Annotated in this window: 14 protein-coding genes and 3 pseudogenes; 13 read left to right on the top strand and 4 right to left on the bottom strand. The window is 34.2% G+C overall.

From position 1 onward, the window contains the following. Window positions 1–2 precede the first annotated feature (2 nt). Both ABWU62_RS04630 and ABWU62_RS04635 read left to right on the top strand, forming a co-directional pair. Window positions 3–797: a baseplate J/gp47 family protein gene (locus tag ABWU62_RS04630; RefSeq protein ID WP_353287681.1), complete on the top strand. Its 795-nt coding sequence runs from the start codon at window positions 3–5 to the stop codon at window positions 795–797. Beyond that, window positions 797–1,090 (top strand): annotated as a pseudogene (locus ABWU62_RS04635) (phage tail protein); the annotation flags it as partial. The gene ABWU62_RS04630 and the pseudogene ABWU62_RS04635, both read left to right, overlap by 1 nt. Before the next feature lie 17 nt (window positions 1,091–1,107). Here ABWU62_RS04635 and ABWU62_RS04640 read toward each other — a convergent pair. Beyond that, window positions 1,108–2,113 (bottom strand): IS630 family transposase gene (locus ABWU62_RS04640; RefSeq protein WP_353287090.1). Its coding sequence is split into 2 segments (ribosomal slippage): window positions 1,108–1,650 and window positions 1,652–2,113, totalling 1,005 coding nucleotides; the frame shifts between segments, so codons are not numbered across the junction. A gap of 29 nt (window positions 2,114–2,142) precedes the next feature. Between ABWU62_RS04640 and ABWU62_RS04645 the strand changes: the two genes are divergently transcribed. The 5 genes from ABWU62_RS04645 to ABWU62_RS04665 all read left to right on the top strand — a co-directional run bounded on the left by ABWU62_RS04645 (window position 2,143) and on the right by ABWU62_RS04665 (window position 6,376). Next, a complete protein-coding gene (locus ABWU62_RS04645) occupies window positions 2,143–3,063 on the top strand; it encodes a phage tail protein (protein ID WP_353288165.1) in 921 nt (306 codons plus the stop codon). Window positions 3,064–3,231: 168 nt separating this feature from the next. Beyond that, complete coding sequence (locus tag ABWU62_RS04650) at window positions 3,232–3,942, top strand: ankyrin repeat domain-containing protein (protein WP_353287682.1); 711 nt, start codon at window positions 3,232–3,234, stop codon at window positions 3,940–3,942. Window positions 3,943–3,980: 38 nt separating this feature from the next. Next, entirely contained in the window at window positions 3,981–4,442 is a 462-nt protein-coding gene (locus ABWU62_RS04655) for an ankyrin repeat domain-containing protein (RefSeq protein WP_353287683.1), read from the top strand. Between the two features lie 4 nt (window positions 4,443–4,446). Beyond that, complete coding sequence (locus ABWU62_RS04660) at window positions 4,447–4,878, top strand: DUF2924 domain-containing protein (RefSeq protein ID WP_353287684.1); 432 nt, start codon at window positions 4,447–4,449, stop codon at window positions 4,876–4,878. A gap of 10 nt (window positions 4,879–4,888) precedes the next feature. Further along, entirely contained in the window at window positions 4,889–6,376 is a 1,488-nt protein-coding gene (locus tag ABWU62_RS04665) for a recombinase family protein (RefSeq protein ID WP_353288166.1), read from the top strand. A gap of 469 nt (window positions 6,377–6,845) precedes the next feature. Here the strand turns inward: ABWU62_RS04665 and ABWU62_RS04670 are convergent, their stop codons facing one another. Both ABWU62_RS04670 and ABWU62_RS04675 read right to left on the bottom strand, forming a co-directional pair. Continuing rightward, window positions 6,846–10,163 carry an ankyrin repeat domain-containing protein gene (locus ABWU62_RS04670; protein ID WP_353287685.1) on the bottom strand — a complete coding sequence of 1,106 codons (3,318 nt, stop codon included), beginning with the start codon at window positions 10,161–10,163 and terminating at the stop codon, window positions 6,846–6,848. A gap of 63 nt (window positions 10,164–10,226) precedes the next feature. Beyond that, window positions 10,227–11,987 carry an ankyrin repeat domain-containing protein gene (locus ABWU62_RS04675; protein WP_353287686.1) on the bottom strand — a complete coding sequence of 587 codons (1,761 nt, stop codon included), beginning with the start codon at window positions 11,985–11,987 and terminating at the stop codon, window positions 10,227–10,229. A gap of 724 nt (window positions 11,988–12,711) precedes the next feature. Between ABWU62_RS04675 and ABWU62_RS04680 the strand changes: the two genes are divergently transcribed. From ABWU62_RS04680 to ABWU62_RS04690, 3 genes are all read left to right on the top strand, one after another. Next, window positions 12,712–14,001 carry a hypothetical protein gene (locus ABWU62_RS04680; RefSeq protein ID WP_353287687.1) on the top strand — a complete coding sequence of 430 codons (1,290 nt, stop codon included), beginning with the start codon at window positions 12,712–12,714 and terminating at the stop codon, window positions 13,999–14,001. 29 nt (window positions 14,002–14,030) lie between these two features. Continuing rightward, on the top strand, window positions 14,031–15,101 hold the full coding sequence (locus ABWU62_RS04685; protein ID WP_353287688.1) for a hypothetical protein: 1,071 nt from the start codon (window positions 14,031–14,033) through the stop codon (window positions 15,099–15,101). A gap of 65 nt (window positions 15,102–15,166) precedes the next feature. Continuing rightward, window positions 15,167–17,338, top strand: a complete 2,172-nt coding sequence (locus ABWU62_RS04690; RefSeq protein ID WP_353287689.1) for a hypothetical protein — start codon at window positions 15,167–15,169, stop codon at window positions 17,336–17,338. On the opposite strand, the gene ABWU62_RS04695 is transcribed toward ABWU62_RS04690, so the two are convergent. Then, window positions 17,333–18,125 (bottom strand): IS5 family transposase gene (locus tag ABWU62_RS04695; RefSeq protein ID WP_353287093.1). Its coding sequence is split into 2 segments (ribosomal slippage): window positions 17,333–17,860 and window positions 17,862–18,125, totalling 792 coding nucleotides; the frame shifts between segments, so codons are not numbered across the junction. The genes ABWU62_RS04690 and ABWU62_RS04695 overlap by 6 nt on opposite strands. A gap of 61 nt (window positions 18,126–18,186) precedes the next feature. Between ABWU62_RS04695 and ABWU62_RS04700 the strand changes: the two are divergent. The 3 genes and pseudogenes from ABWU62_RS04700 to ABWU62_RS04710 all read left to right on the top strand — a co-directional run. Continuing rightward, window positions 18,187–19,125 (top strand): annotated as a pseudogene (locus ABWU62_RS04700) (IS630 family transposase); the annotation flags it as partial. A gap of 2 nt (window positions 19,126–19,127) precedes the next feature. Continuing rightward, window positions 19,128–19,838 (top strand): hypothetical protein, encoded by a 711-nt coding sequence (locus ABWU62_RS04705; RefSeq protein WP_353287690.1) that lies wholly within the window; start codon window positions 19,128–19,130, stop codon window positions 19,836–19,838. A 411-nt stretch (window positions 19,839–20,249) separates the two neighbouring features. After that, window positions 20,250–23,384 (top strand): annotated as a pseudogene (locus ABWU62_RS04710) (ankyrin repeat domain-containing protein); the annotation flags it as partial. Between the last annotated feature and the right edge of the window lie 335 nt (window positions 23,385–23,719).

A 23,719-nucleotide genomic window follows, 5' to 3' on the forward strand; every position in this document is an offset into this window, starting at 1 on the left:
ATATGCAGCAGCCAAATATTATCGAACCACTGAACTTTGAGGAAATCTTTTCGAGAATGAAGGAAGAGTTAGTGCGTAGAGATGAAAGTTTTACAGCATTAGTAGAAAGTGACCCAGCGATAAAGATTCTGGAGATAGCAGCATGGCGAGAACTTTTGCTCAGACAAAGGATAAACGAAGCTGTAAAGGGTAATTTACTGAAATTTGCAACGGGAGAAGATCTTGATAATTTGGCTGAGTTTTATGGAGTAGAGAGGCAGAAAGAAGAAGATGATGAACGATTTAGAAAAAGAATTAAAGCAAAGATAGCAGGTTGGTCAACAGGAGGAAGTAAGGAATATTATAAATATCATGCACTGTCAGCAGATAGTAGAGTAAAAGATGCACTAGTGGAATCAACTATACCAGGGAAAGTACAAATTTCAATCTTATCAACACAATTATCCACAACTGGCATAGCGTTAGAAGAGCTACTTAAAATTGTAAAAAAGCAGGTTACTAGAGATGATATAAGGGTTTTAACAGATACAATAACAGTAATTGGTTGCAATATTACGGAAATAGATATTCACAGCAGAATGAGCATAAGTCCTGTAATATCAGAGGAAGAAATCAAGAAGCAGTTTATTAAGAAGTTTGAATTAGCAAAAAGATTAGGGTGGAGTGTAACAAGATCTTGGATAATAGCGAATTTATTTGTAGATGGTGTAGAAAACGTAGAATTAATCGAGCCAAAAGAGGATGTTGTGGTTCTGGGAAATGAATGTGCAAATTTGAGAAATTTAAAGATTGAGTAATGTTATTGCCACCAAATGCAACAAAACAGGAGAAAGCGCTAGTAGATGCGATAGATTACAAAGTTGATCCAAGTTGCATCAGAGGGTTTAAGTTTAGTCTTAAAGAAGAAACATTGCCGTGGATAATAGAAGAATATGGTTTAGAAGAGATACTGCGTTGGGTAAAAGATAGAAGAAAAGCTGTAGTAGAAGGAGTAAAATTTCAAAGGCTGAGAGGAACACCTGCATCACTTAAAATAGCACTAAAATGGGCGAATATAGAAGACATTACGATTATCGAGGAGCCACCTGGTAATACCAACTCTCATTATTAATGAACCAAATAAGAAGCATTGCAGAGTTGTTTAACCGTGGAAGGGGAAAGAGAGGTAATAAATTTACACAAAGCGCTCTCAAGCAGAACAATTGTATCGTAGATTTTATTGCGCAAAATGTTCTGTTTTATATATAACCAAAACCTCTCAACAGGATTGAGGTCAGGTGAGTATGGTGGTAGGTATATAATTTCGATATTTTTAGGTATCTTTAAACTTTTTGACTTATGCCAACTAGCGCAATCCATCACGAGAAAAGCCTTTCGTATTCCTAAATATTGCGACATCTGTTCAAGGAATATATTTATACAAGCAGTGTTGACGTTTGGTGCAAATAAGCTAAAATTCTCTCCATTTCTGGGATTAACTGCACTATAGAGATAAAAATTTTCCCTACCTAATTTTACCTTAACCTGTGTCCTACTGCCTTTTTTAAACCACCCATGTCCAACTTTTGAATGTGTACCAAACCGTGATTCATCGAAGAAAAATAGCTCTTTTTCAGAATGCATGACAATAGTTTCATTGAGGTTTTTTTTTAAACTCCTCTTGCTTATTTTTATCCTGTCCACTATGAACTGGTCTTGGTGTGATATATGAGAATTTCATTCTTTGCATATTACGATGTATTGTGGATTTGCTGATATTCAAACCAAATCTTTCTTGGATTCTTATTCTCATTTCTCTAATAGTAATATTGGGATTTTCCTCTATCCACACCTCAATTTGTTCAAGTTGACTTTGGTTCAATATAGTTTTTCTACGGCGTTGAGGTGGAGAAAATAATTTTTCTTCTCTTCCAAATTTTATGTGCTTTATCCATGTAGTAATTGCCTTTCTCGAAATGCAACATATTTTTGCTACAGCTGTTATACTGTGCTTTTTTGCTGCAATTACAGCATTTAGTTTTTTTGCAACATACGCATTATTTCTTACTTTCTTCAGCATCTCTTTTGCTGATTCCACCACTTTTTCATCCAATAATTTTGATCTTAATGCCATCTAAACCTCGCTATTTTACTTACTCCAGTATGGCTTTTTTTCCATTATTGTCTATTCGTTGCTTGTATAGCGGGAATTGGTATAAGCACTTCTTTGAGCTGCAGATAGGAATAAAAGATGTTCCAAATAACTTTTTTGTAGATGCGGTTGTAGAACTTGCAAAACTATCATTACCAGCAAGATCGCGGCTAATGAGGATTTTTAACGATTATTATAATGCGCAGAGATTTATATTGGATGAGAGTTTATTTGGAGATCTTCTTTCTGACTATTCAGGGGTAAAAATAGAAAAAGATGGACCGGTGTTATCGTTTGGAAGAGTAAATTTCTTCAGGTTTAGTGTTACGTCAATTAAGGTTATAGAGAGTTATCTACGCAACCATTATGAACAAACATTTAGTAATGACATATATCGATTAGATGTAGCAGTACTTGGAGAAACAGAGCCTCATACGAAGGATTACAAAGGCATCTATGAAAGAAATCATCAGTGGTATAACTTAAAAGCACTACATCCATTACCACAGAGCTTATTGCCAGAAATAAAGTTTGCAAAAGCACAGATAGTCTTATCAGACAGTTGGAATTTAGGAGAAATAAACGCATGTTTTCCAGTTGGTAGTGTAGAGGAAAGAGGAAATAAATTTGTATTGGGAAGCGATACACTTTCAGGGCAACGTTGGAATTTAAAACACAAACCAATTTTAGAAAGATTCAGTATTATCCATCGTTACAAAGTAGAAAATTATACAGATCAGAAGGTCAGAAAATATGTTTTAGCAGAACACAACGTTTACTATAAAAATGACTCAGATTCAGAGCAAAAAGACTCAATACACGAGTTAGAAAAGCACATTTTAGTATTTTACCCGGGAGTACTGAAGTGGCACGAACATCGACATTTGCACAGAAGTTGGAAAAATAGTCAAGTAATATCTCTAATAAGTTAAATACTTATATTTAGATCCTCATATATTATATTAATAATAGGTAAAAGTGTATGAAATAAAAAGAAAAAGACTTGCTTTCTCATGCTAAAAAGGACATGACTTGAATAGCAGCAGGTAAATATAAGAAATTTATCTGGCGCTAGAAAAGCTAATTTTGTGAGGTATGAAATGAGTTTTAGCAAGAGTAAGTTTTTTAAAGAAGTATCAAGTAACGGGTTTAAAAACATTAATAAAAGAAATGAAGAAGGAGAGACGATATTACACCAAGCAGTAGAAATCTCTGATTACAAAACAGTGAGATTATTAATAAAAAAAGGGGCAGAGGTAAATGCAAGAGATAAAAATGGTTATACACCACTACACTGTGCAGTATTTGCAAAAAGCTTAGAAAATGTAAAAGTGCTGCTAAGGGAAGGAGCAGAAGTAAATGCCACTCAATACATCACCGGATGTACGCCATTGCACTCTGCGTGTAAAATGGGAGGAGCAGGAGTTGAAATAATAAAAGAGCTGGTAAAGGCAGGGGCTGAGGTTAATCAACTGAATAAATATGGCGCAACACCAATGTATTACATCTGGGAAAGTGAAAAGTATTGTTCATGGAATAGCGAAGAGAATGAAAAGGCGAGTAAGTTTCTGAGAGAACAAGGAGGAATAACAAAAAGTAGAGAACTGACGTGCTATGGAATAGAGGGGCTAGTGGGAGAAATAGCAGACATGTTGAATGGGAGCTACATGCCGGAGCTAAAAATAATAGAGATAGGAGAAATAAGGAAGAGAGACAAATCGCTAATAAAGAAAGAATGTCAAAATTTAGCAAGCAAGATAATGAGCCAAGTGAACGAAATGATAGATGAGGTGGTGAGAAAGAAGGCCTAAAAGAGGGGTTAAAATTTAAAGAAAAGGTGAGGTAGATTATGAGTAAAAAAGAAAAAGAGGAGTCACTATTAGAGAACTCAAGTAAAAATATTTATGAAAGAGACGAGAATGGAAGAACAGTTCTACATTATGCAGTAGACGCAAAAACAGTGAGGTTATTAATCGAAAAAGGAGCGAATGTGAATGCAGCAGATGTAGAAGGATACACAGCACTGCACTTAGCGGTAACGGAGAAATATCTAGAAACCGTGAGAGAATTAATAAAATCAGGAGGGAATGTAAATGCGAAAGAATATGAAAATAAATGCACTCCATTGCACTTTGCATGTATGGTGGGGAAAGTAGAAATAGTAAAAGAGTTAGTGGAAGCAGGAGCAGAAATAGAGCAAGAAGATAAGTTCGGAATGATAGCAATGGATTATGCGAAAAATAGTAAAGAGATAACCGAGGTATTAAAGAAAGAAACAGACAGGATTGAAAAGCTATTTATGAGAGGCTAAAAATATGGAGGAAGAAACAGAAAAGAAAGTAATGAATTTAGAGAAAAAAGCGTTGGCAGAACTGAGAAAAATATGGAAGAAGGTATATGGGGAAGAAGCGCCTAGATACTCAAAGAAATATCTGATACCGAGATTAGCTTATAGAATGCAGGAAAAAGCGTATGGAGAAATGTCAAGAAAGGGGACAAAAAGACTAGAGTATCTGGCAGATCGGCTAGAGAAGGGAAAGAGAATAAGTAGTGACAAACTGCCAGTAGAAGGAACAGAGCTAATATTAGAAAGAGGGGAAGAGACACATGCGGTAATGGTAACAGATAAGGGTTTAATCTACAGAGAAGAATTTTATACGTCATTATCAGCAGTAGCCGGAAAAATAATGGGAATGAGTTACAACGGACCGTTATTGTTTGGAATGCGTGATAAAAATGGGAGCTGAAGAGGAGAAAATGCTAAAAGAAATAAGGTGTGCGATATATACTAGGAAGTCAAATGAAGATGGTCTAGAGCAGAAATTCAACAGCTTGGACGCGCAACGAGTAGCATGTGAAAAATACATAAAGAGCAGAGAAGGCTGGGTAGCATTGGCCAAAAGGTACGATGATGGCGGCTATTCAGGAAAAAACTTAGAAAGACCAGCAATAAAGGAGTTATTTGAAGATGTAAAGGCAGGAGAAGTGGACTGTGTGGTAGTATATACGTTAGACAGGTTATCAAGGGAAACAAAAGACAGCATCGAAGTAACGTCATTTTTTAGAAGACATAGAGTAAATTTTGTAGCAGTAACGCAGATATTTGACAATAATACGCCAATGGGAAAATTCGTACAAACGGTATTATCAGGTGCAGCACAACTAGAAAGAGAAATGATAGTGGAGAGAGTAAAAAATAAAATAGCAACATCAAAAGAACAAGGTTTATGGATGGGTGGAACTTTGCCGCTGGGATATGATGTAAAAGATAAAGAATTAATAATAAATGAGAAAGAAGCGAAGATAGTAGAGCACATATTTGAAAGATATTTGGAGCTGAAGTCAATGGCAGAGTTGGCAAGGGAGCTAAATAGTCAAGGTTACAGAACAAAATCAGATATCTTTAAAAAGGCTACGGTGAGAAGAATAATAACAAATCCAATATATATGGGAAAAATACGGCATTATGAGAAAGAGTATGAGGGAAAGCATGAAGCAATAATAGAAGAAGAAAAATGGCAAAAAGCGCAGGAATTGATAAAGAATCAGCCATATAGAAAAGCAAAATATGAGGAAGCACTGCTAAAGGGAATAATCAAGTGCAAAAGCTGTGGTGTAAATATGACACTGACATACGCAAAAAAAGAGAATAAAAGGTACCGATATTACGTGTGCAATAACCATTTAAGGGGAAAAGGTTGTGAATCAGAAAAACGAAATGTAATAGCCGGAGAAGTCGAAAAAGAAGTAATGAGAAAGACAGAGCAGCTATATGAAAATGGGAAAGAAAAGACCGAAGAAAAATGGAAAAATTTAAGTTTTGGAAAGCAGAAAGAAGTAGTGAAAAAGTTAATAAAAGGAGTAATGGTGAGAGAGGATGGAATAGAGGTGAGTTCTGAATCAGAGGAAAAATTTATACCAATAAAGAAGAAAGGAAATAAATGCACGGTAGTAGAACCAGAAGGTAAAACAAACAATGCATTACTGAAAGCAGTGGTAAGAGCCCATTCCTGGAAACGGCAACTAGAAGAGGGAAAATATAGAAGTGTGAAAGAGCTGAGTGCCAAAATTAATATAGGTACAAGACGTATACAACAAATTTTAAGATTAAATTATTTAGCACCAAAAATTAAAGAAGATATAGTACATGGGAGGCAGCCAAGAGATTTGAAGTTAGTTGATTTAAGAGAAATACCGATGCTGTGGAGTGAGCAAGTGGAGAAATTTTATGGATTAGCATCGTAACGTTTATAAAAACAACAATATGAAAAAAACATCGAATATGTGCCAGAAAATTAAAAAAGGTTATTGCAAAAGGAGCTACTACAAAGGGCCACACAAAAAGATGTTGAAATTGATATAGAAGAGCAAATAAATGTTACAAAATCAATTATGTAAAAAAATCAATATAAGTGATGAAGATTTTAGCATATTGGATACAACAGTGATAGAAAATGTATCCAATTTTAGCTGCATATTTTAATGGTAGATCTGGAGGAAAATTCTTTAAACATCAAAAAAGGCAATACTCTAAACTTCAGCACACAACTCCAGGAAATAGTACATGTCGAGCAATCTATAGCCCCTTTTGAATCTGAGAGTGTACTTGAAAATCCATAAACATTAAGTAAACTTATTTAAATAAAATAGTTTCTTTTTCAACTTACTAAATAAACTTCTCCCATCATTGCTGTGTAACAAATCATATACAAAGCTATGGTCTACTTACAAGCAGTGCCTTCTGTTGATGAGATGCTTTTTCTATCTTTAACTCATCCATACTACAGCTTGGCAAGCTTGAATAGCATAAGGAATCTTTTTGTTCTTGCGTTTGTTTTGCCAAGGCCTTATTTCTATAAAGTAGGGGTTGAAAATGATCATGGCCTCCATTTACCATATGTAAGACACTATTGTGACTATAATCTATCTTACCTGCTTTTGATCCTGAGCTATCTATTAACTGATGCAAGAACGGATCTTGTTGCTTATCAATAGTGTGCAATGGGTTACTTTCTGCAACATGCAATTTCACACCATACTTATCACAAAGTATTCTGCCCTCGATATCGGAACGTCCCCAAAATTCATTCTTTCCAATGCTACTGATATACTGGTTACACGTAATTCCACGATTTACGAACTCACCTTCAACCTCATCAAAGTCATTGCCAATTTTACTTATAAACCACTCTGGAGGATTGTCTTGTGCAAATCTCTTACACTCATTCCTTAACTGCTTTACAGTAACTTTGATTCCCTTCTGTTGTTCCAGACTTTGCCTGAATGAATCAAAAAAACAGCTTCCATTATTGATTGCGTGCCCTAAATAGAAGTCATCAGGTATGTTTGATTTTTGCTCTTTATCACCTTGTTTTTCTGCCTTTTCAATAATTTCTTCCTCTAAACCAAAAATTTTACTCCAGTTGTATTTACCTTCTAACCCCAATTTTTTACTTTCCTTTTCTGCTGCTTTAGCTAAGTCTGTTTTAGAAATATCCCCTTTTTCTTCATAGAACCTAGATAAAATTTTAAAGATATCTATCAGGTAAGTTTTTACGTCAAAATTCTTCTCCTTTTTTACAATATTAGACTCAATATTGCGTAAATCTTGTAATAACTTATGCCTTCTAGCAATTTCCTCCATAGAATCCCTTCTTAACTCTTCACGTTCTGTCCATTTGTTGTTAGACTCGCTTATTACTTCAGGATGCATTAATTTTCCAGACCTTTCAAAATATCCCTGTTCAATAGCATAGTAGACATCATAATCACCAAGTGCACAATCCTCGCCTAATTCTTCTTCATGACCTTTGAATTTTTCCAATACTTCTTCTTTATTACTCACTTCTACTATAATTTTGCTTTTATCTTGTACGTCAGGATACAGTTTAACGTCTATCTTTCCCAAACTAGTATAGAAAGTCAGTACTATATTGCCCGTAAGATTAGTATAATTTCTTATCCCATCTTCCGTTATAATTTCTACCTCACTTTCACCGATTGCTATTACATCTCTTCTAGATTCTATACTTCCATGAGTTAAATTTGCTTCATTTATGATTTTCGCAACCTCAACTACACTATTTTCTGAATATTCCAAATAGAGAATAGAGTTATCCACTTTTACATTTTTCACCTTGCCAGTAGTTGCACTTTTAACAATTTCCATAAATTTCAAACTACGCTTTGCATAACTTTCATAGGCTTTTACCATATTAGCTTTGTGGCTTTTAAACTCTTCTAGTTCATCAATGACAAGGATGCTGCTTATGGTATGTAGTACTACTCCTTTTGATACTAAGTTACATACTATACGACTAGCAACCTCTACATCACTTGCAATTCTAGAGTTCTTTTTTAATTCACTAATTTTTCTTATTACACAATCTGCAAAGCCATATTTACTCTCATATTTCTTGTCATATAAACTTCCTGACACAGCAAAGTTCAGCATTACTCCTGCTTCTATAGCTCTTTTTACAACTTGCTCTAACTCGTTCATGTTTTCGGTTGCATTGGCCATATCTAAAAAAGCTTTCAATTCCTCCCGTTGGTTTAATATTAAAATGTTCCATAAAGCGGAATCTTTAGGTAAATGTTCTTTGTCCTTCCATCCTTTGTAATCAATTGCTCCTGCTTCTAACAGCAACCTTTCTGCTTCTTTAAAACGAATCTTATCACCATAACAAACATCTCTAATCTTTTGAAAAATACGAGACTTTCCTTTACAATCACGAAGATTTAAAATCTCTTTAAGACCTTCATTTCCTCTATGCTGATTTAAAAACTCTCTTAGTTGGTTAGTGCCAAGGCTATGACCGCAAATATTTTCTAAATGGCTTTTTGCTCTCATTTGCTCCTGAGTTAAAAAGATTTGTTCTAAAATATTCACTTCAAAAGGTTTTTTGTTAATAACTACAATATCTAGAGGAGTTTTTCCTTGTTTGTCAGGTTGATTACGTGCTCCTTTGTTCAGAAGTAAAGGTATATTTAAAGTATTATAATAAGCAGCATAGTGCAAAGGTGTTTGTCCTTCACTGTTAACTATGTTAGGGTCAGCTCCAGCTTTTAAAAGTAAAGTTATAAATGCTCCAACTGCCCAGGCCATATCTTTTTCTACTGCCAAATGCTCCATACTTTGTATTGCATGCAGTATTGTCAACTTGGACTTTCCTCTTTGAAGATTGAGAACGACCCTTAGATCATCATTACTTTTGTTATCTTGTAAAAAATTCTCAAACTTTGTAATGTTAGAAAATGGAAAGTCTTTTAGGAGACTTAACAACGCCTTATTCAAATTTTTTTGGCCCTCTTTTAAGTCAGGTGCACCTGAAGACCACTCAGATATTAAATTATTGAATTCTTCCCTTTTTATAATAGAGATCAAAGAGCTGTTATCACTAAGCAGCAATGAGTATTTAAGTGATTCATATCCATCATCCACTTGCTCTTCTTTCTGTTTCGCTTCTCTCTTCTCCAAATTCTCTATATCACCATCTTTAATGAGTGCAATTAAATACTTCAAAAATTCAACATTTCTATTTTCCAGTAAGGGACATGCTCCATTCTTCATAAGAATCGAGATCATTTTTGTATTTCGACCAGCTAAGTATAATGGAGTCCTACCTTTCTCATCTACTGCATTAAGATCAGGCCCATTGTTTATTAGGTGCTCTACTATTTTTGTTTTGTTACCCAAGATAGCATGATGCAAAGGAGTACTTCCATCATTATACTTCTTCCTAACACTTGCCCCATTTTTTATCAGGACCTCTACCATTCGTGTATTTCCATGTAAGATAGCATAATATAATGGATCACGATTGTATATATCCATTCCATTAACATCAGCCCCTTTTTGTATAAGAGCCTCCACTATTCGTTTATTGTTTTTCAAAACAGCAAGCTGTAATAGGCCAGATGTATCTACTTGTTTTAACTTCTCTTCTATTTCCCCAACTACATTACTATCATTTAAACCAACGTTAGCATCAATAAAAGCTAGTATTTCTTCCAAATTGTCAAAATTCATAACTCTACCTCGATTTAAAACCTCATGTTTTATTGTTATATACTTGACATAAAAAAACAAGAGCTATGTAACATTTGCTCTTAAGATGTTATCGATTTCTGGTAAACTTTGTCCCTCTACTTCATATTCACTTAGCTTAGTACTAGGCTTTAATACTGCATATGTCATGCCACCAGCAATGGCTCCAACTATCAATGCAGCAATAACTAATATTGATAAACTAACATGAGTAACAATACATCCCATAGTTACTGTCAACATGGCTATTACACCTACAGAGAAACTAGTCTTTATTGCTTTTGAAGTTTCAGAATGCTTCTTTTCTTGAAAATTAAGATACTCAACTATATTTTTGTGGCCGTTTCTATCAGCTAAATCCAGGGGGGTATTACAATCAACGTCCTTTACGTCAATAGTAGCCTTTTTTTCCTCTACAAGATATTGAACTATGTCTGAGCGACCCATTCTAGCAGCTTCATGCAACGCAGTACTGCCATTTTTGCTTTTTGCTTCAATGTTAGCCCCTTTTTTTAACAGAGCTTGAACTACTTCTAAGTGACCAGTTTCAGCAGCAATATGCAAAGCAGTACATCCTTCGTTGTTTCGTGTGTCAAAACTAGCACCCTTTTCTAACAGAAATTGAACTACTTCCAAATGACCAAATCCAGCAGCAATATGCAAAGCAGTATCTCTATAACTGTAACTGTTTTGTGCATTAATATTAGCCACTTTGCCTAATAAAGCTTGAACTACTTCTAAGTTGCCACCTTTAGCAGCACAATGCAAAGTAGTATCAAGGTTTATCATTAACGCGGTAACGTTAGCCCCTTTTTCTAATAGAAGTTGAACTACTTCTAAATTGCCACCGCTAGCAGCATAATGCAAAGGAGTTCCATCATCATAATCCTTTTGGTTGACATCGATTTCTTTTTCATCTATAAAATACTGAGCTACTTCTAAGTGGCCAGTTTCAGCAGCAATATGCAAAGCAGTGGAACCTTCCTCATTTTGTGCCTCAACATCAACCCCTTTTTCTAATAGAACTTGAACTATGTCTAAGTGACCCCCTCTAGCAGCATAATGCAAAGCAGTACATCCTCCGCTACCTAGTTCCTCAACACTAGCTCCTTTTTCTAACAGAAATTGAACTACTTCTAAGTGGCAATCTTTAGCAGCTATATGTAAAGGAGTATCATCATCATCGTTCTTTTGGTTAACATTGATTCCTTTTTCATTTATAAAGTACTCAACTACTGCTAAGCAACCCTTTTCAGTAGCACAATGGAGAGAAGTACAGCCTTCGCTATTTCGTTTTTCAACACTAGCTCCTTTATTTAATAGAGCTTGAACTATTTCTAAGTGACCTCCTCTAGCAGCATAATGCAAAGCAGTACATCCTTCGCTGCCTGGTTCCTCAACACTAGCCCCTTTTTCTAACAGAAATTGAACTACTTCTAAGTGGCCATCTTCAGCAGCTATATGCAAAGGAGTGTCATTATCATCGTTCTTTTGGTTAATATTGATTCTTTTTTCATTTATAAAGTACTTAACTACTGCTAAGCAACCATTTTCAGTAGCACAATGAAGAGCAGTGCAGCCTTCGCTATTTTGTTCTCCAACACTAGCTCCTTTATCTAACAGAGCTTGAACTATTTCTAAGTGGCCTTCTTGAGCAGCTATATGTAAAGCAGTATCGCCATTATCGTTTTGTGCCTCAACATCAGCACCTTTGTTTAGTAAAGCTTGAACTGCTTCTAAGTTGTCATCTTTAGCAGCACAATGTAACTCAGTATTACCATTACTTTCGTGTACATTAGGATACATAATTCACCTCACTCTAAAAATCCATGTTTTGATTATTATACACTTGATATAATTAGCAAGAGTTTTATGTATTTTTTAGAACAGCAAATTTGTTGTATATAGGTGTAGAAAAATATCTTTTATTTCAAATTGGATAGAAAACATTCAACTTAGTGTCATAAGGATTTCAATTATTTACTCCTTCAAAAAAGGTCATACGTTTGCGAGGACAAGCCACGTAAAATAAGGTTATAAAAATAGAAGCTTGAAATCTTTGCAACAAAGTTATGCAAAATAGTTCGTATGTGGATGTGGATGAAATAGGCTAGTGTGGCTAGCTTTAGCGTATAGCAAAATCATTATAAAAAAAGTTCGTATGGATCACTTGGTAGACCATGCCATCCCAAGAAAAACACTTCTCACCACCCTTGATTTTGAGTGCTGAAAACGGTTATCTTACCTGAGATCTTAATAATATATTTTGCTAAATTAATATTAGTTTACTTATGGAAGAATTAGGCAAACTTATGATAAAAACAAAATTTGAAAGCAAACAAAAGATCCTGTATTGAGCCTGTTAAGAGCCTTTTAACGAAAATCACTTTGAGTTAGAAAATTTTCTAAAATAGTGATTGACAGGTTTTAAAGGTGGAGTAATATGTCTAAAGTGTAATGGAGGCTAATTCATTATGATACTTGATAAGGTGCAATATTTTTTCATTTATTTATCAAAGAGGGGTTAATTATGGATCGTAGAGACATTGCAGAAGTTTTGTTTTCATCTATTAAGGAAGATGATCCCTACAGGGCATCTAAGCTTATTCAAATTGAACGTTGGTGCTATGCAAGTTGGAAGATACATGCAGGGTATGGTGAAATAAGAAATAATTTTCTTGCACGAGTGTTATCTAGTGAAGATTGCTGGGAGAAAGTTAATAATTTACATGGAGTTAAGCTCAATGGACAAATGGTAGGTAAAAAATTAATTGCGCCGAGTTCAGATAGTAACCCCAATCCATTTGGCACTGCAAGGTACAAGATTGCATGTGATTGTTGCCTAGAAGAAGATATACGAGCTATATTTGAGGAAAGAAAAGAGGAATTATTAGCTCAAGGTAGAAGTAGCTTACTAGAGTATAAACACTTAGTTAAGTGCTGTGGAGAAGGTCCTTTAGCGCAGTTTTGGTCACATTTCATTAGCGGATATCTCGATAAGTTGGATTTAAGAGGCCGTCATCCATATGAGTATGGGCTTTACTGTGCTATAGATTGGAAACGGGCAGAGGCAGTGGAATTCTTTTGGAATAAGATAAAATCATTACCTGAAAACGAAATGAGTGCGCAAAAAAAAGATGAGATCTTGATGAAAAATGCAATATATGCAGCAGGACCTGGCTGTGGAGTTTGTCCAGATATGTTTGAGTTTCTCTTTAATCAGATAAATCCTGACAAATATCCAGAGCTTTTAAAAAGAGATTTAGAGAAAAATGGTCATTATGGTTCTTTAAATAGAATGATAGATATGCTTAGCTTTGATAAATTTCAGAAGTTATTTGATTATTTGCAACCAGGTAGTATTTCAGAAAATAGTTATCATACCCGTTTGTACTCTATAAGAATACAAGACTATTCAGGATATTATGTAGATGCAGCTAAAAAGCTTTTCATGCACATATGGATAAAGGAAGGGTTTGATAGCCATCGTGCACTTGTGATAAATGAAGAAGTAATGGATTCATCTTTTTCTCATACAAATCTATTAGTACGTTGGGTGAAGAAGAGTACTATGGAACCGGTATGGGCGGTGCTAGATAAGCTGGACTCTAATCAAATAAAAGAATTCATGAGTTGCAAACAAGCAGATTACATACGTTCTATATTAGAGCAAGGAGATCAGAATTTGTTAAATAGATTCTTAGCCTATGGTAAGTCTGCTGATGAAAAACTAGATCAAAAAAACATACCTGGCCCAAGTGGTGATTTAGCTGAGGTAGAGATTAGTAAACAATCTTATGTGGGGTTAAGTGATCATTAAAAATATTATATGTCTAAAAGGAGGGTTATATGCCTAAAAGAAAACAAGGAGAAGTTGATAATCAAGGAGTGCAAGATTTTGAATTAATAGAGCTGTTAATTCGAGAGACAGCGGGAGTTAGTCAACCTGGCCCAAGTACTTCAGCTCCAAAAGGGAGTGATTTTGAATCTTTCCAAGCAAGGTTTCAATCATATATAGACCAGATTCCATCGTATTTACATTCAGTAGGTAAAGAAGGATTTTTCCCTCATTTCTTTTTGGGAAGCTTTTCTACTTTGATAGACACAGAAATTGCAACAAAGCTGAATATTGAGAAAATATATTTTAGTTTTGATGGTGCAAGGACTCTAAAAGTAGCTGTTATTAAAAAGGGAGAAATCAAAAGCCCAGAAGATGCTGCTGATAAAGTAAAGCTCTTTGTTATTGCAGAATCTGGTAGTAAAAATAAGGAGTTTAGTCATGGTGAGCTAGAAGAAATATTAAGTCAAATGAACGCTCCAGGAAAGACTCAGTATGTCAGTAATGCTAAGAGTGAGCTTGAGGTTAAGCTGGTAGAAATTTCTAAAAATGCTGATAACGAAATGACTGTCGAAATAAAAAATAAAAAGTTGGATAAGAATGACAAACGCCTTCAATTTACAGAGATAAAAAAAGAAAAATGGAATAAACCAGAGAATGACATAGCTAAGCTTACTAATTCTGATAAAAAAGAGGTGGAAAAATCTTTGGACAAAGTTCTTAAAAAAGTTAGTAAAATCCACTCTGAATATAAGGGTTCGCTTATCTATGCTGATAAAGCAAGAGAAGCAGCACATCATGGGTTTATGGCAGGTGCTTTAGTGAATTTCCGCTATAGACATAATCTTAGGGTTTACTTAGAGCAATTTGCAGGAAGAGGTTATGCTGATATTGTTCTAGTACCTCGTGGTAAGGACAGATCATTGAATGCTATTCCTATTATTATAGAACTGAAAGCTGCCACTAAAGAAGAGTTAAAAGAAGGTAAAATAGGAGAAAAGAGTAGAACTACACCAACCGCTGCTTTAAAGCAAGCTGAGGATTATACAAAAGGTTTTCAACCAAATGTAATGAGAGTTTAACTACTGCAGATGATATTCTGTGTGTTGGTGTAAATCTTGACCATCCATCTCCTATTTCAGATATTATGGATAAGTCACGTAATCAAAAAATCACTCCTCTTTTTAGTGGTATGTTGGAATCTATTGATGAGCGAAATAATGGTGAGATTACACAAGAACAATTAAAAACACAGATTCAAGAGAATATAGAACGTATCTATCATACATTTCCTGGTACAGGAGAAAAGGGAGATAATCATTATTTTAGCAGGTTTTTGCTGGGACAATCATTATTGTTAAATGAAGTTAAGGGTTTAAACAGTGATTTTGAAAAACAAGTTTTTATTTACGGTGAAAATATACCTACCGAAGCTCAACCTGAACCTAAATCTCAACGTCTTAAAGATCAGAAAAGTAAAGGACAAGGTGCTGGACAGCCATCTAAGTTAGACCAAAGCCACGGAGTTACGACAATGGTCTTTATTCCAGAAAATGATAAAAAATCAGTTTATGTAATGAATATTGTTGAAGCTGATGGAAGAGCTGAGGTGGTAAGTAAAGGAATTCCTCTTGACAAACTTAAGCAAGAAATAGGAAACAGAAAAATAGTTGAACTAAATCTTAATTTTAATATTAAAAAACAAAAGTCAGATTTTAAAGAATATTTTAGTATGGAAGTTGGTGAGCCTATCTCTCTAGAACAGTACAGTAATAAAAAGACTGATAAGTTTAAAGGTAATTTTGAGAATGTTCCTTATCCCGATGAGTTAAAAAGAACATTTGATGAAGCTCTAGGCTCTCAACGTCCTTCTACGCCAGATCAGACTCTCTCGATAGATAAGTACAATAAATTATTAAAAACAATTGGAAAAGGAACGTTTCCTTTAAAACCTCTGATTGAAAAGGAAGCACACTTTCAGGCAGTGCTACATGGAGCATTTAGCCACTATAGTGATATAAAGTTAGGAGAATCACAAGAAAACAGAGCATTAGTATTAACAGAGTTTCAAACTGGTAGGGGAAAACGTATTGATATGGTCGTGCATGGTATTAAGTTTGCAGATCAAGCTAGCAGTGCTACAGAATACGATCCAGTAGGATTAGAACTTAAAGGACCAAGGGAGGGTAAGACAGCTGATGCATTGGTAAAGGAGGCAAATGATCAGATAAATACAGAGTATGTAAAAGGTGTAACTTACAAAACACTTACAGATGGAAAAGAAGTGGCCTTTATGGGTGTTGTGTTTGATAAAGGTGCAAATAGTGCAGATTCTCTTATTTTAATGAGCAAAGATGAGTTTGCTTCTGTTAAAGTAATTCATAGCTCTATCTTTAGTTTTAGTCAGCAACAATGTTCTAAAGGAAGGAAACAGCGCAGTACAGGTATGGCCTGTATAGATTCACGTGATGAAGAAGAGATTACAAAGGAAGAAAAAGAAAGATTTATTAAAGAGTTGTTTGGTATTGAAGCTTATGACACAAAAATTATAACTATAGATTCTCCTCAAGTGAGGATTGATGGTGGTAAAATGAGTGTAAAATTCAAAGACAATGACGGTAATGATAAAGAATTAATAATAGATGATACTGCAAGTATTAAGAGTATAGAAAATTATATACTGGATGAGAAAAATCTTGAGATAAAGTTAAAAGTAAGCAGCGATAAAGAGTATGCTATAATAGAAGAAATTAAAGAGCAAGGTAGCGAATATTATTTAAAAATTGATGATTATAGAATAAAGTTAGACAGTATATTTCAGAATGGAAAAGAAGTAATCTTTGATAAATTACATCAACTATCAACTGATAAGCAGTTATTAGAGAATAAAAAATACATTGAAGATATAGGTGATGTTCAAACTAATCAAGATTACAACAATATTGTAGAGGAAATTAAACAAAACTTGTTAGCAAAAGGAGTTAGGGAAGATACTTTCGACAGGTTTAAAAGTCATTTTGATGATCTTGGTGAAAAAGTTTTTGCAGATTATATTAGTGATGTAGAAAAAAATCTTAATGAAAAAGGAATTGCATTTGATCGTGATAAATTTGATTCAGCGAAAATAAAAGGAGCAAAAGGTGGAAAGTTTTTTTCCATGATGGCCATATATGACTTGCTTGATAGTATAGGTGATACAGCAACACTTGGACGACATGATAATAATGCTTTAAAGCAAGTATTTGGTATCAATGGTATACTAGATGCTATGGATGATGTTAGGACGAGTGCAAGTATTTCTCCTAGAGCCTGTTCATAATCTTTTGAGGAGCAAGGCAGTAAAAGCTAGAACGACCATTTGTAGTCTAGTATTGAGTTTACGCTCGCAATTTTTCCATAACCGTCTACACTTTTCCAGCCAAGCAAAAGAACGCTCTACAACCCACCTTTTTGGCAATACAACAAAGGTATGTAATTCACTTCGTTTTATTACTTCAACGGTTGCACCAATAGTCGTTTTTATTTGAGTTGCAAAATTTTCTCCTGTATAACCTGCATCAACTAGTATATTTTGAACTTCGGAAAGATTTTTTCTTGCGTTACAAATCATCTCTACAGCAGCAGTACGATCTCCGATATTAGCTGTAGTAATATAAATTGCATGTGGCAAACCTTGCGTATCTACTGCAATATGACGCTTTATTCCTGAAATTTTCTTGCCGGCATCATAACCTTTTTCTTCAGCAATATCGGTGTTTTTTACACTTTGAGCATCAATGATGCAGAAGCTTGTTTTTGTATTCCGACCACTGTTGAAACGAACCTCTCCAACTAATTTTTTTTAAGACAATTTCTAGAACACTTTCTCTATCTTCATTCGGTTTTTTACTCCATCTCTTGAAGTAATCGTAACAATTGCGCCATTTTGGAAACTCTTTTGGTAGCATTCGCCACTGACAGCCACTTTTTAGCACATAAAGTACACCGCAAAATAACTCATATAAATCCAGTTTTCTTGGTTTTGTTTTTTTTCTACAGGATTCTAGATCTGGTAATATAATCTCAAATCTTTCCCGACTTATATCACTTGGGTATACACTCCTCATATATCCTAACTTATATACATTATCTCTTAGTTTATTCCTTTCTTGAGATCATGTACAGGTTCTAAGAAATAATGCGTATGTTGCAAAAAAACTAAATGCTGTAATTGCAGCAAAAAAGCACAGTATAACAGCTGTAGCAAAAATATGTTGCATTTCGAGAAAGGCAATTACTACATGGATAAAGCACATAAAATTTGGAAGAGAAGAAAAATTATTTTCTCCACCTCAACGCCGTAGAAAAACTATATTGAACCAAAGTCAACTTGAACAAATTGAGGTGTGGATAGAGGAAAATCCCAATATTACTATTAGAGAAATGAGAATAAGAATCCAAGAAAGATTTGGTTTGAATATCAGCAAATCCACAATACATCGTAATATGCAAAGAATGAAATTCTCATATATCACACCAAGACCAGTTCATAGTGGACAGGATAAAAATAAGCAAGAGGAGTTTAAAAAAAAACCTCAATGAAACTATTGTCATGCATTCTGAAAAAGAGCTATTTTTCTTCGATGAATCACGGTTTGGTACACATTCAAAAGTTGGACATGGGTGGTTTAAAAAAGGCAGTAGGACACAGGTTAAGGTAAAATTAGGTAGGGAAATTTTTATCTCTATAGTGCAGTTAATCCCAGAAATGGAGAGAATTTTAGCTTATTTGCACCAAACGTCAACACTGCTTGTATAAATATATTCCTTGAACAGATGTCGCAATATTTAGGAATACGAAAGGCTTTTCTCGTGATGGATTGCGCTAGTTGGCATAAGTCAAAAAGTTTAAAGATACCTAAAAATATCGAAATTATATACCTACCACCATACTCACCTGACCTCAATCCTGTTGAGAGGTTTTGGTTATATATAAAACAGAACATTTTGCGCAATAAAATCTACGATACAATTGTTCTGCTTGAGAGCGCTTTGTGTAAATTTATTACCTCTATTTCCCCTTCCACGGTTAAACAACTCTGCAATGCTTCTTATTTGGTTCATTAATAATGAGAGTTGGTATTAGTAGAGAAATTATACAAAATAGTGAAAAAAAGTTAAAAGCATTTATACAAGCAAGTATTCTAGATCAAGAATTGACTAATACTTATCAAGTTGCAAAAGATATTGCCAATAACAGTAATTTTGACATACCAGTATCTCAAGTAGAAGTCATTAAAAATCACATGGGAGTACCTAATGAAAAAGTGATAATTGCTGGTATGTACTCAGATCAGGTAATTGTTGATTTTAGCTATAATAATTCTGACGTTACAAATAGTTATCAGAAATACCTTAATAACGGACGGGGTTATGGTTATGATGACTACGTGATGCTATGTAATTACTACCAGGATATTACAATAGAAGGAGAGAAACGGCAACACCATTATATTATCAAACTACCAGATACATTAAATAGCAAAATTTCATCGTTACCAATAAGGCTCAATCTAAAAATAAAAAACAAAGCAGTACCTTATCAAAGTATACCTTATAATATTGTTGATTTTGCTGAATTAAATGTAATGGATGTTGATAGTATAAGCATACAAGAAGGTAAAAGGAGTTATATAAATGCATGTTACAGCAAATCAATCTCTGACCTTACAGAGGATAGCTTAGAGATAAAAGATATTACAATACTTGATAGCAAAGGTAACAAATGGTCTTTGTCTATTGGTTTAGTTGATTATTTTCAAAGCCCAGAACATCAATAAATTGTATTACAAATAAACAATGAGCTTTATAAAATTGATAGTACAAACTTAAGGCTTGATCATGTAGAAATGAACCCTAACTCTTTCAGATACTATCGTCCAGAAGAACAAGGGTTACAGATTTATCATAATCAACCTGTTAATAACCATGATGTTGGTTTAGTTGATTTAAAAGATAAGTCTATATTAGATTTCAATATGAAAGTTATCAATGATAATCTATTACTATCACATAAAAATAATACTCTTGTAAAAGTAGAAAATTGGAATACCTATCAACCAGGAAGGGAGATGATGTTTGCTTTTAATGATACAACAGTTGCTAATGCGAAATGCATATTTTCTGCTTGTAATTCGAAAGATGTTATAGAGGACTTTAATAAGGAGAAAGTAACTTTATTAAAGGAGCACATGTTTGATGCTATAGTGCAAAACAATATTAATGAAGCTAAAGGTTTAATTAGAAAAATTGAAAGTATTAATACTGAAAGTAAGCATGAATTAACACCTTTATATGTGGCTATTCAAGAAGGTAGATTAGACATAGTAGAAATTCTTTTTGAGAGAAAGCACTTTAGTGTTAAAGATAAAGACATCTATGGTTGTAACCCTCTGCACTGGGCTGCTCAGCAAGGCAATTTGAATATAGCTAAGTTTCTTGTTGAGAGAGGTGCTGACATTGGAGCTAAAGATAAAAATGGTAGAACATCTCTTCGTATAGCTGCTTGCAATGGTAGCTTAGATATTGTCAAATTCTTCCTTGATAAGAATGCTAGTATTGAAGCTAAAAGTAACGACCCATATAAGATGATGGGGATAGTTAAAAGTGCAAAAAAGGAAATTATAAATCAAGCAGATACTTCATCTAACGTAAGAAGATGGGCAGAGTTTTTTGTAGAGGAGTTAAGATATTCAATAAGAAGTGTAACAAAAGAGAAGCTAAAGGATGGCATGTTGCGTAATAGGTATAGTTCAGTTAATGAACTTGCTAATGAAATTTATAAATCAGATGGAAAGCTGTTTGATGATATAATTAAAGGAGTTATAAATGAGGTGTATGGGAGAGTAGATACGAAAGAAATATTAAGTTATGTACGCAGTCATAATAATGTTGATCAGAGTATATCAGGTTATGTAGCTGTGTTTGATGCAATGCAAAGGAATGGTGATTTAAATAATAGTGCAATATTTAAGTTAGCTTACTCTATTAAAGAGGCAACGAGTTTTGATAAATATTCTAGTCTCGATTCAGAAAAAAGATCTGATCTTAAAAGGCTAAAAAGTAAATTACCAGAGTCAGTAAAGAATATAGTATTTGCGTCAAAAGTATGCATTAAAAATATTGATCATAATGAATATTTATATGCTGCTAGTAATTATTTGAGTTATGATGATGATAGAAGGAGAGTATTTACTTGGATTCCAAAAGATGAAAAGGATGATAAATTTAGATGGGAAATTAAACTTGATGGTGATGATTATTCTATAATGAATGTTGAATTTAATGAATATTTATACGGTGCTGTTGATTATTTTAATTATGATAACGAGAGGAGGAAAGTGTTTACTTGGATTCCGGGGGGCAGAGTTGGACGAGATACATGGAAGATAGAACCTATTGGTAGCAGCTGTTATATAATGAATGTTGAACTTAACGAATATTTATATGCTGCTGTTGATCATTTTAATTATGATGACGAGAGGAGGAGAGTATTTACTTGGATTCCAAAGAATTCAAAGAGTGATCAATTTAAATGGAATATTGAAGATTGTGGGCATGCTGTGAAAAGAAGGGATATCTCTAGTTCACATACTGATCTCAACTCAGATACGACAAGATCTTCAAGAAAAGCAGAACTAGATAAAGAATTGTTGAGTGCTACAAAGATTGGAAATCTTAGTGAAGTGAAAAATCTTGTTAATCAAGGGGCTAGCGTTGATGCTGAAGATAAAGATGGTAATACCCCTTTTCATAACGCTGCATTGAAAGGGTATTTGACTATAGCTCAGTATCTTGTTGAGAAAGGTGTTGATGTCAATGCTTCTAATGAAGATGGTTGGACACCTATGCATGGATCTGCATTGAAAGGTCATTTAGAGGTTGTAAGGTTCTTGATAGAAAAAGGTGCAAATATTAGTGCTGAGAACATTTTTGGTGAGAAACCTATACATTGTGCTGCAAAGAGAAACAATAAAGATATCATAGAAGTTCTTCTCAGAAAAGGGGCAAGTATCAATGATGCTGATAAAAATGGTAGAACACCTCTATATTTTGCCTCTTGGAACGGTTACTTAGGTTTAGTAGAATATTTTGTACGTGATAAAAAGGCAAATATAAACATCAAGGATAAGTATGGAAAAACACCACTAGACGTTGCTATTGATAGGAACCATATCAGTGTTATAGGATATTTAAGTAAAAAACAATTGGAATTATGTAAGGAGCTATTGGTTGTAGTACAAAGTGGTGATCTTAGTAAAGTTCAAGACCTTGTAAATCAAGGTGCTAGTTTAGATATTCAAAGTGAGGATGGTTTGACGCTGTTACATTTTGCTTTTATTAATAATCGTTTAGATATAGCAGGGTATCTTATAAAAGAAGGAGTTGATATTAATGTTAGGGATAATGATGGTGCTACTTGTCTACATTATGTTTCAAGATTTGGTCGCTTGAATGCAGTGAAGTATCTGATAAGTAAAGGCGCTGATATCGATGCTGAAGATAGTAATGATAGAACTCCTCTAGATGTTGCAGACTCAAGTATAATCAAGATTTTGAGGCAGGCACACTTAGATAAAGAATTATTAATAACTGTACAAAGTAGTGATCTTGAGAGGATAAAAAGTCTTATTGCTCAGGGGGTGAGCAAGGATGAGCATGGTGCATACTATTTTGCTTGGATCGGTAACTTAGGTACAGTCAAGTTTATTGTTGAGAACGAGGGTGGTGTTAATGTTACTGATAAATATGGCTGCACACTACTACACTGGGCTGCACGGGGAGGACATTTAGAGATTGTAAAGTTTTTATTAGAAAAGGGAGCTAATATCAATGCTAAAGATATACTTGGCAGGACTCCTATTCACTTTGCTGTTATGAATAATCACGTGAATATTACAGAGTTTCTTCTGAACCAGGGAGTAAGCGTTGATGAAACTGATAAAAATGGTTCGACCCCTTTACACTATGCTGCTGAGTTTAGTGAATTAGATAGTGCTACGTTTCTCATTGAGAAAGGAGCCAATATTAATACTGCAGACAACTCTGGTAAAAAACCTATTCATGTTGCTAGTGAGAACAATAATAAAAATATTATAGAGCTTTTCCTAAGCAAAGGAGTAAGCGTTGATAATGCTGATAAAGATGGTTGGACATCACTACACTATGCTGCACGGAGAGGATGTTTAGGAGCTACTGAGTTTCTCATTGAGAAAGGAGCTGATACTAAAGCGAAAGACAAAAATGGTCAAGTACCTCTGTGCGTAGCTGCTCAATATAATAAGTCGGATATAATTGACTTTCTACTAAATAGAGGTGCTACTATTGAAGCAAGTGACTTTAATGATGGTCCAATACTGAAGTTAGCCTATTGTATAAAGGAAGTTATGGAGAAGATAAATAATAAAGAACAAATATCTCACTTTGAAGAATTAAAAAATAAATTACCGGAATCAATAAAAAATGCAGTGTTTTCATCAAAAGTATGTATTAAAAATCTTTATCAAAATGAGTATTTATATGCTGCTAGTAGTGATTTTAATTATGATGACAAGAGAAGAAGAGTGTTTACTTGGATTCCAGGGGATAAAAAGGATGGCGAATTAAAATGGAAGATAGAGCCTTATGGTGATAGTTATTCTATAATGAATGTTGAATTTAA

It is taken from the genome of Wolbachia endosymbiont (group B) of Gerris lacustris (assembly GCF_964028355.1).
GTDB lineage: Bacteria > Pseudomonadota > Alphaproteobacteria > Rickettsiales > Anaplasmataceae > Wolbachia.

Excerpts from the sequence above, each read along its gene's own strand:
- ABWU62_RS04670 (WP_353287685.1), bottom strand. The coding sequence starts at position 10,163 with ATGAATTTTGACAATTTGGAAGAAATACTAGCTTTTATTGATGCTAAC.
- ABWU62_RS04665 (WP_353288166.1), top strand. The coding sequence starts at position 4,889 with ATGCTAAAAGAAATAAGGTGTGCGATATATACTAGGAAGTCAAATGAA.
- ABWU62_RS04690 (WP_353287689.1), top strand. The coding sequence starts at position 15,167 with ATGGATAAGTCACGTAATCAAAAAATCACTCCTCTTTTTAGTGGTATG.
- ABWU62_RS04660 (WP_353287684.1), top strand. The coding sequence starts at position 4,447 with ATGGAGGAAGAAACAGAAAAGAAAGTAATGAATTTAGAGAAAAAAGCG.
- ABWU62_RS04655 (WP_353287683.1), top strand. The coding sequence starts at position 3,981 with ATGAGTAAAAAAGAAAAAGAGGAGTCACTATTAGAGAACTCAAGTAAA.
- ABWU62_RS04705 (WP_353287690.1), top strand. The coding sequence starts at position 19,128 with ATGAGAGTTGGTATTAGTAGAGAAATTATACAAAATAGTGAAAAAAAG.
- ABWU62_RS04685 (WP_353287688.1), top strand. The coding sequence starts at position 14,031 with ATGCCTAAAAGAAAACAAGGAGAAGTTGATAATCAAGGAGTGCAAGAT.
- ABWU62_RS04680 (WP_353287687.1), top strand. The coding sequence starts at position 12,712 with ATGGATCGTAGAGACATTGCAGAAGTTTTGTTTTCATCTATTAAGGAA.
- ABWU62_RS04675 (WP_353287686.1), bottom strand. The coding sequence starts at position 11,987 with ATGTATCCTAATGTACACGAAAGTAATGGTAATACTGAGTTACATTGT.
- ABWU62_RS04645 (WP_353288165.1), top strand. The coding sequence starts at position 2,143 with ATGGCTTTTTTTCCATTATTGTCTATTCGTTGCTTGTATAGCGGGAAT.
- ABWU62_RS04650 (WP_353287682.1), top strand. The coding sequence starts at position 3,232 with ATGAGTTTTAGCAAGAGTAAGTTTTTTAAAGAAGTATCAAGTAACGGG.
- ABWU62_RS04630 (WP_353287681.1), top strand. The coding sequence starts at position 3 with ATGCAGCAGCCAAATATTATCGAACCACTGAACTTTGAGGAAATCTTT.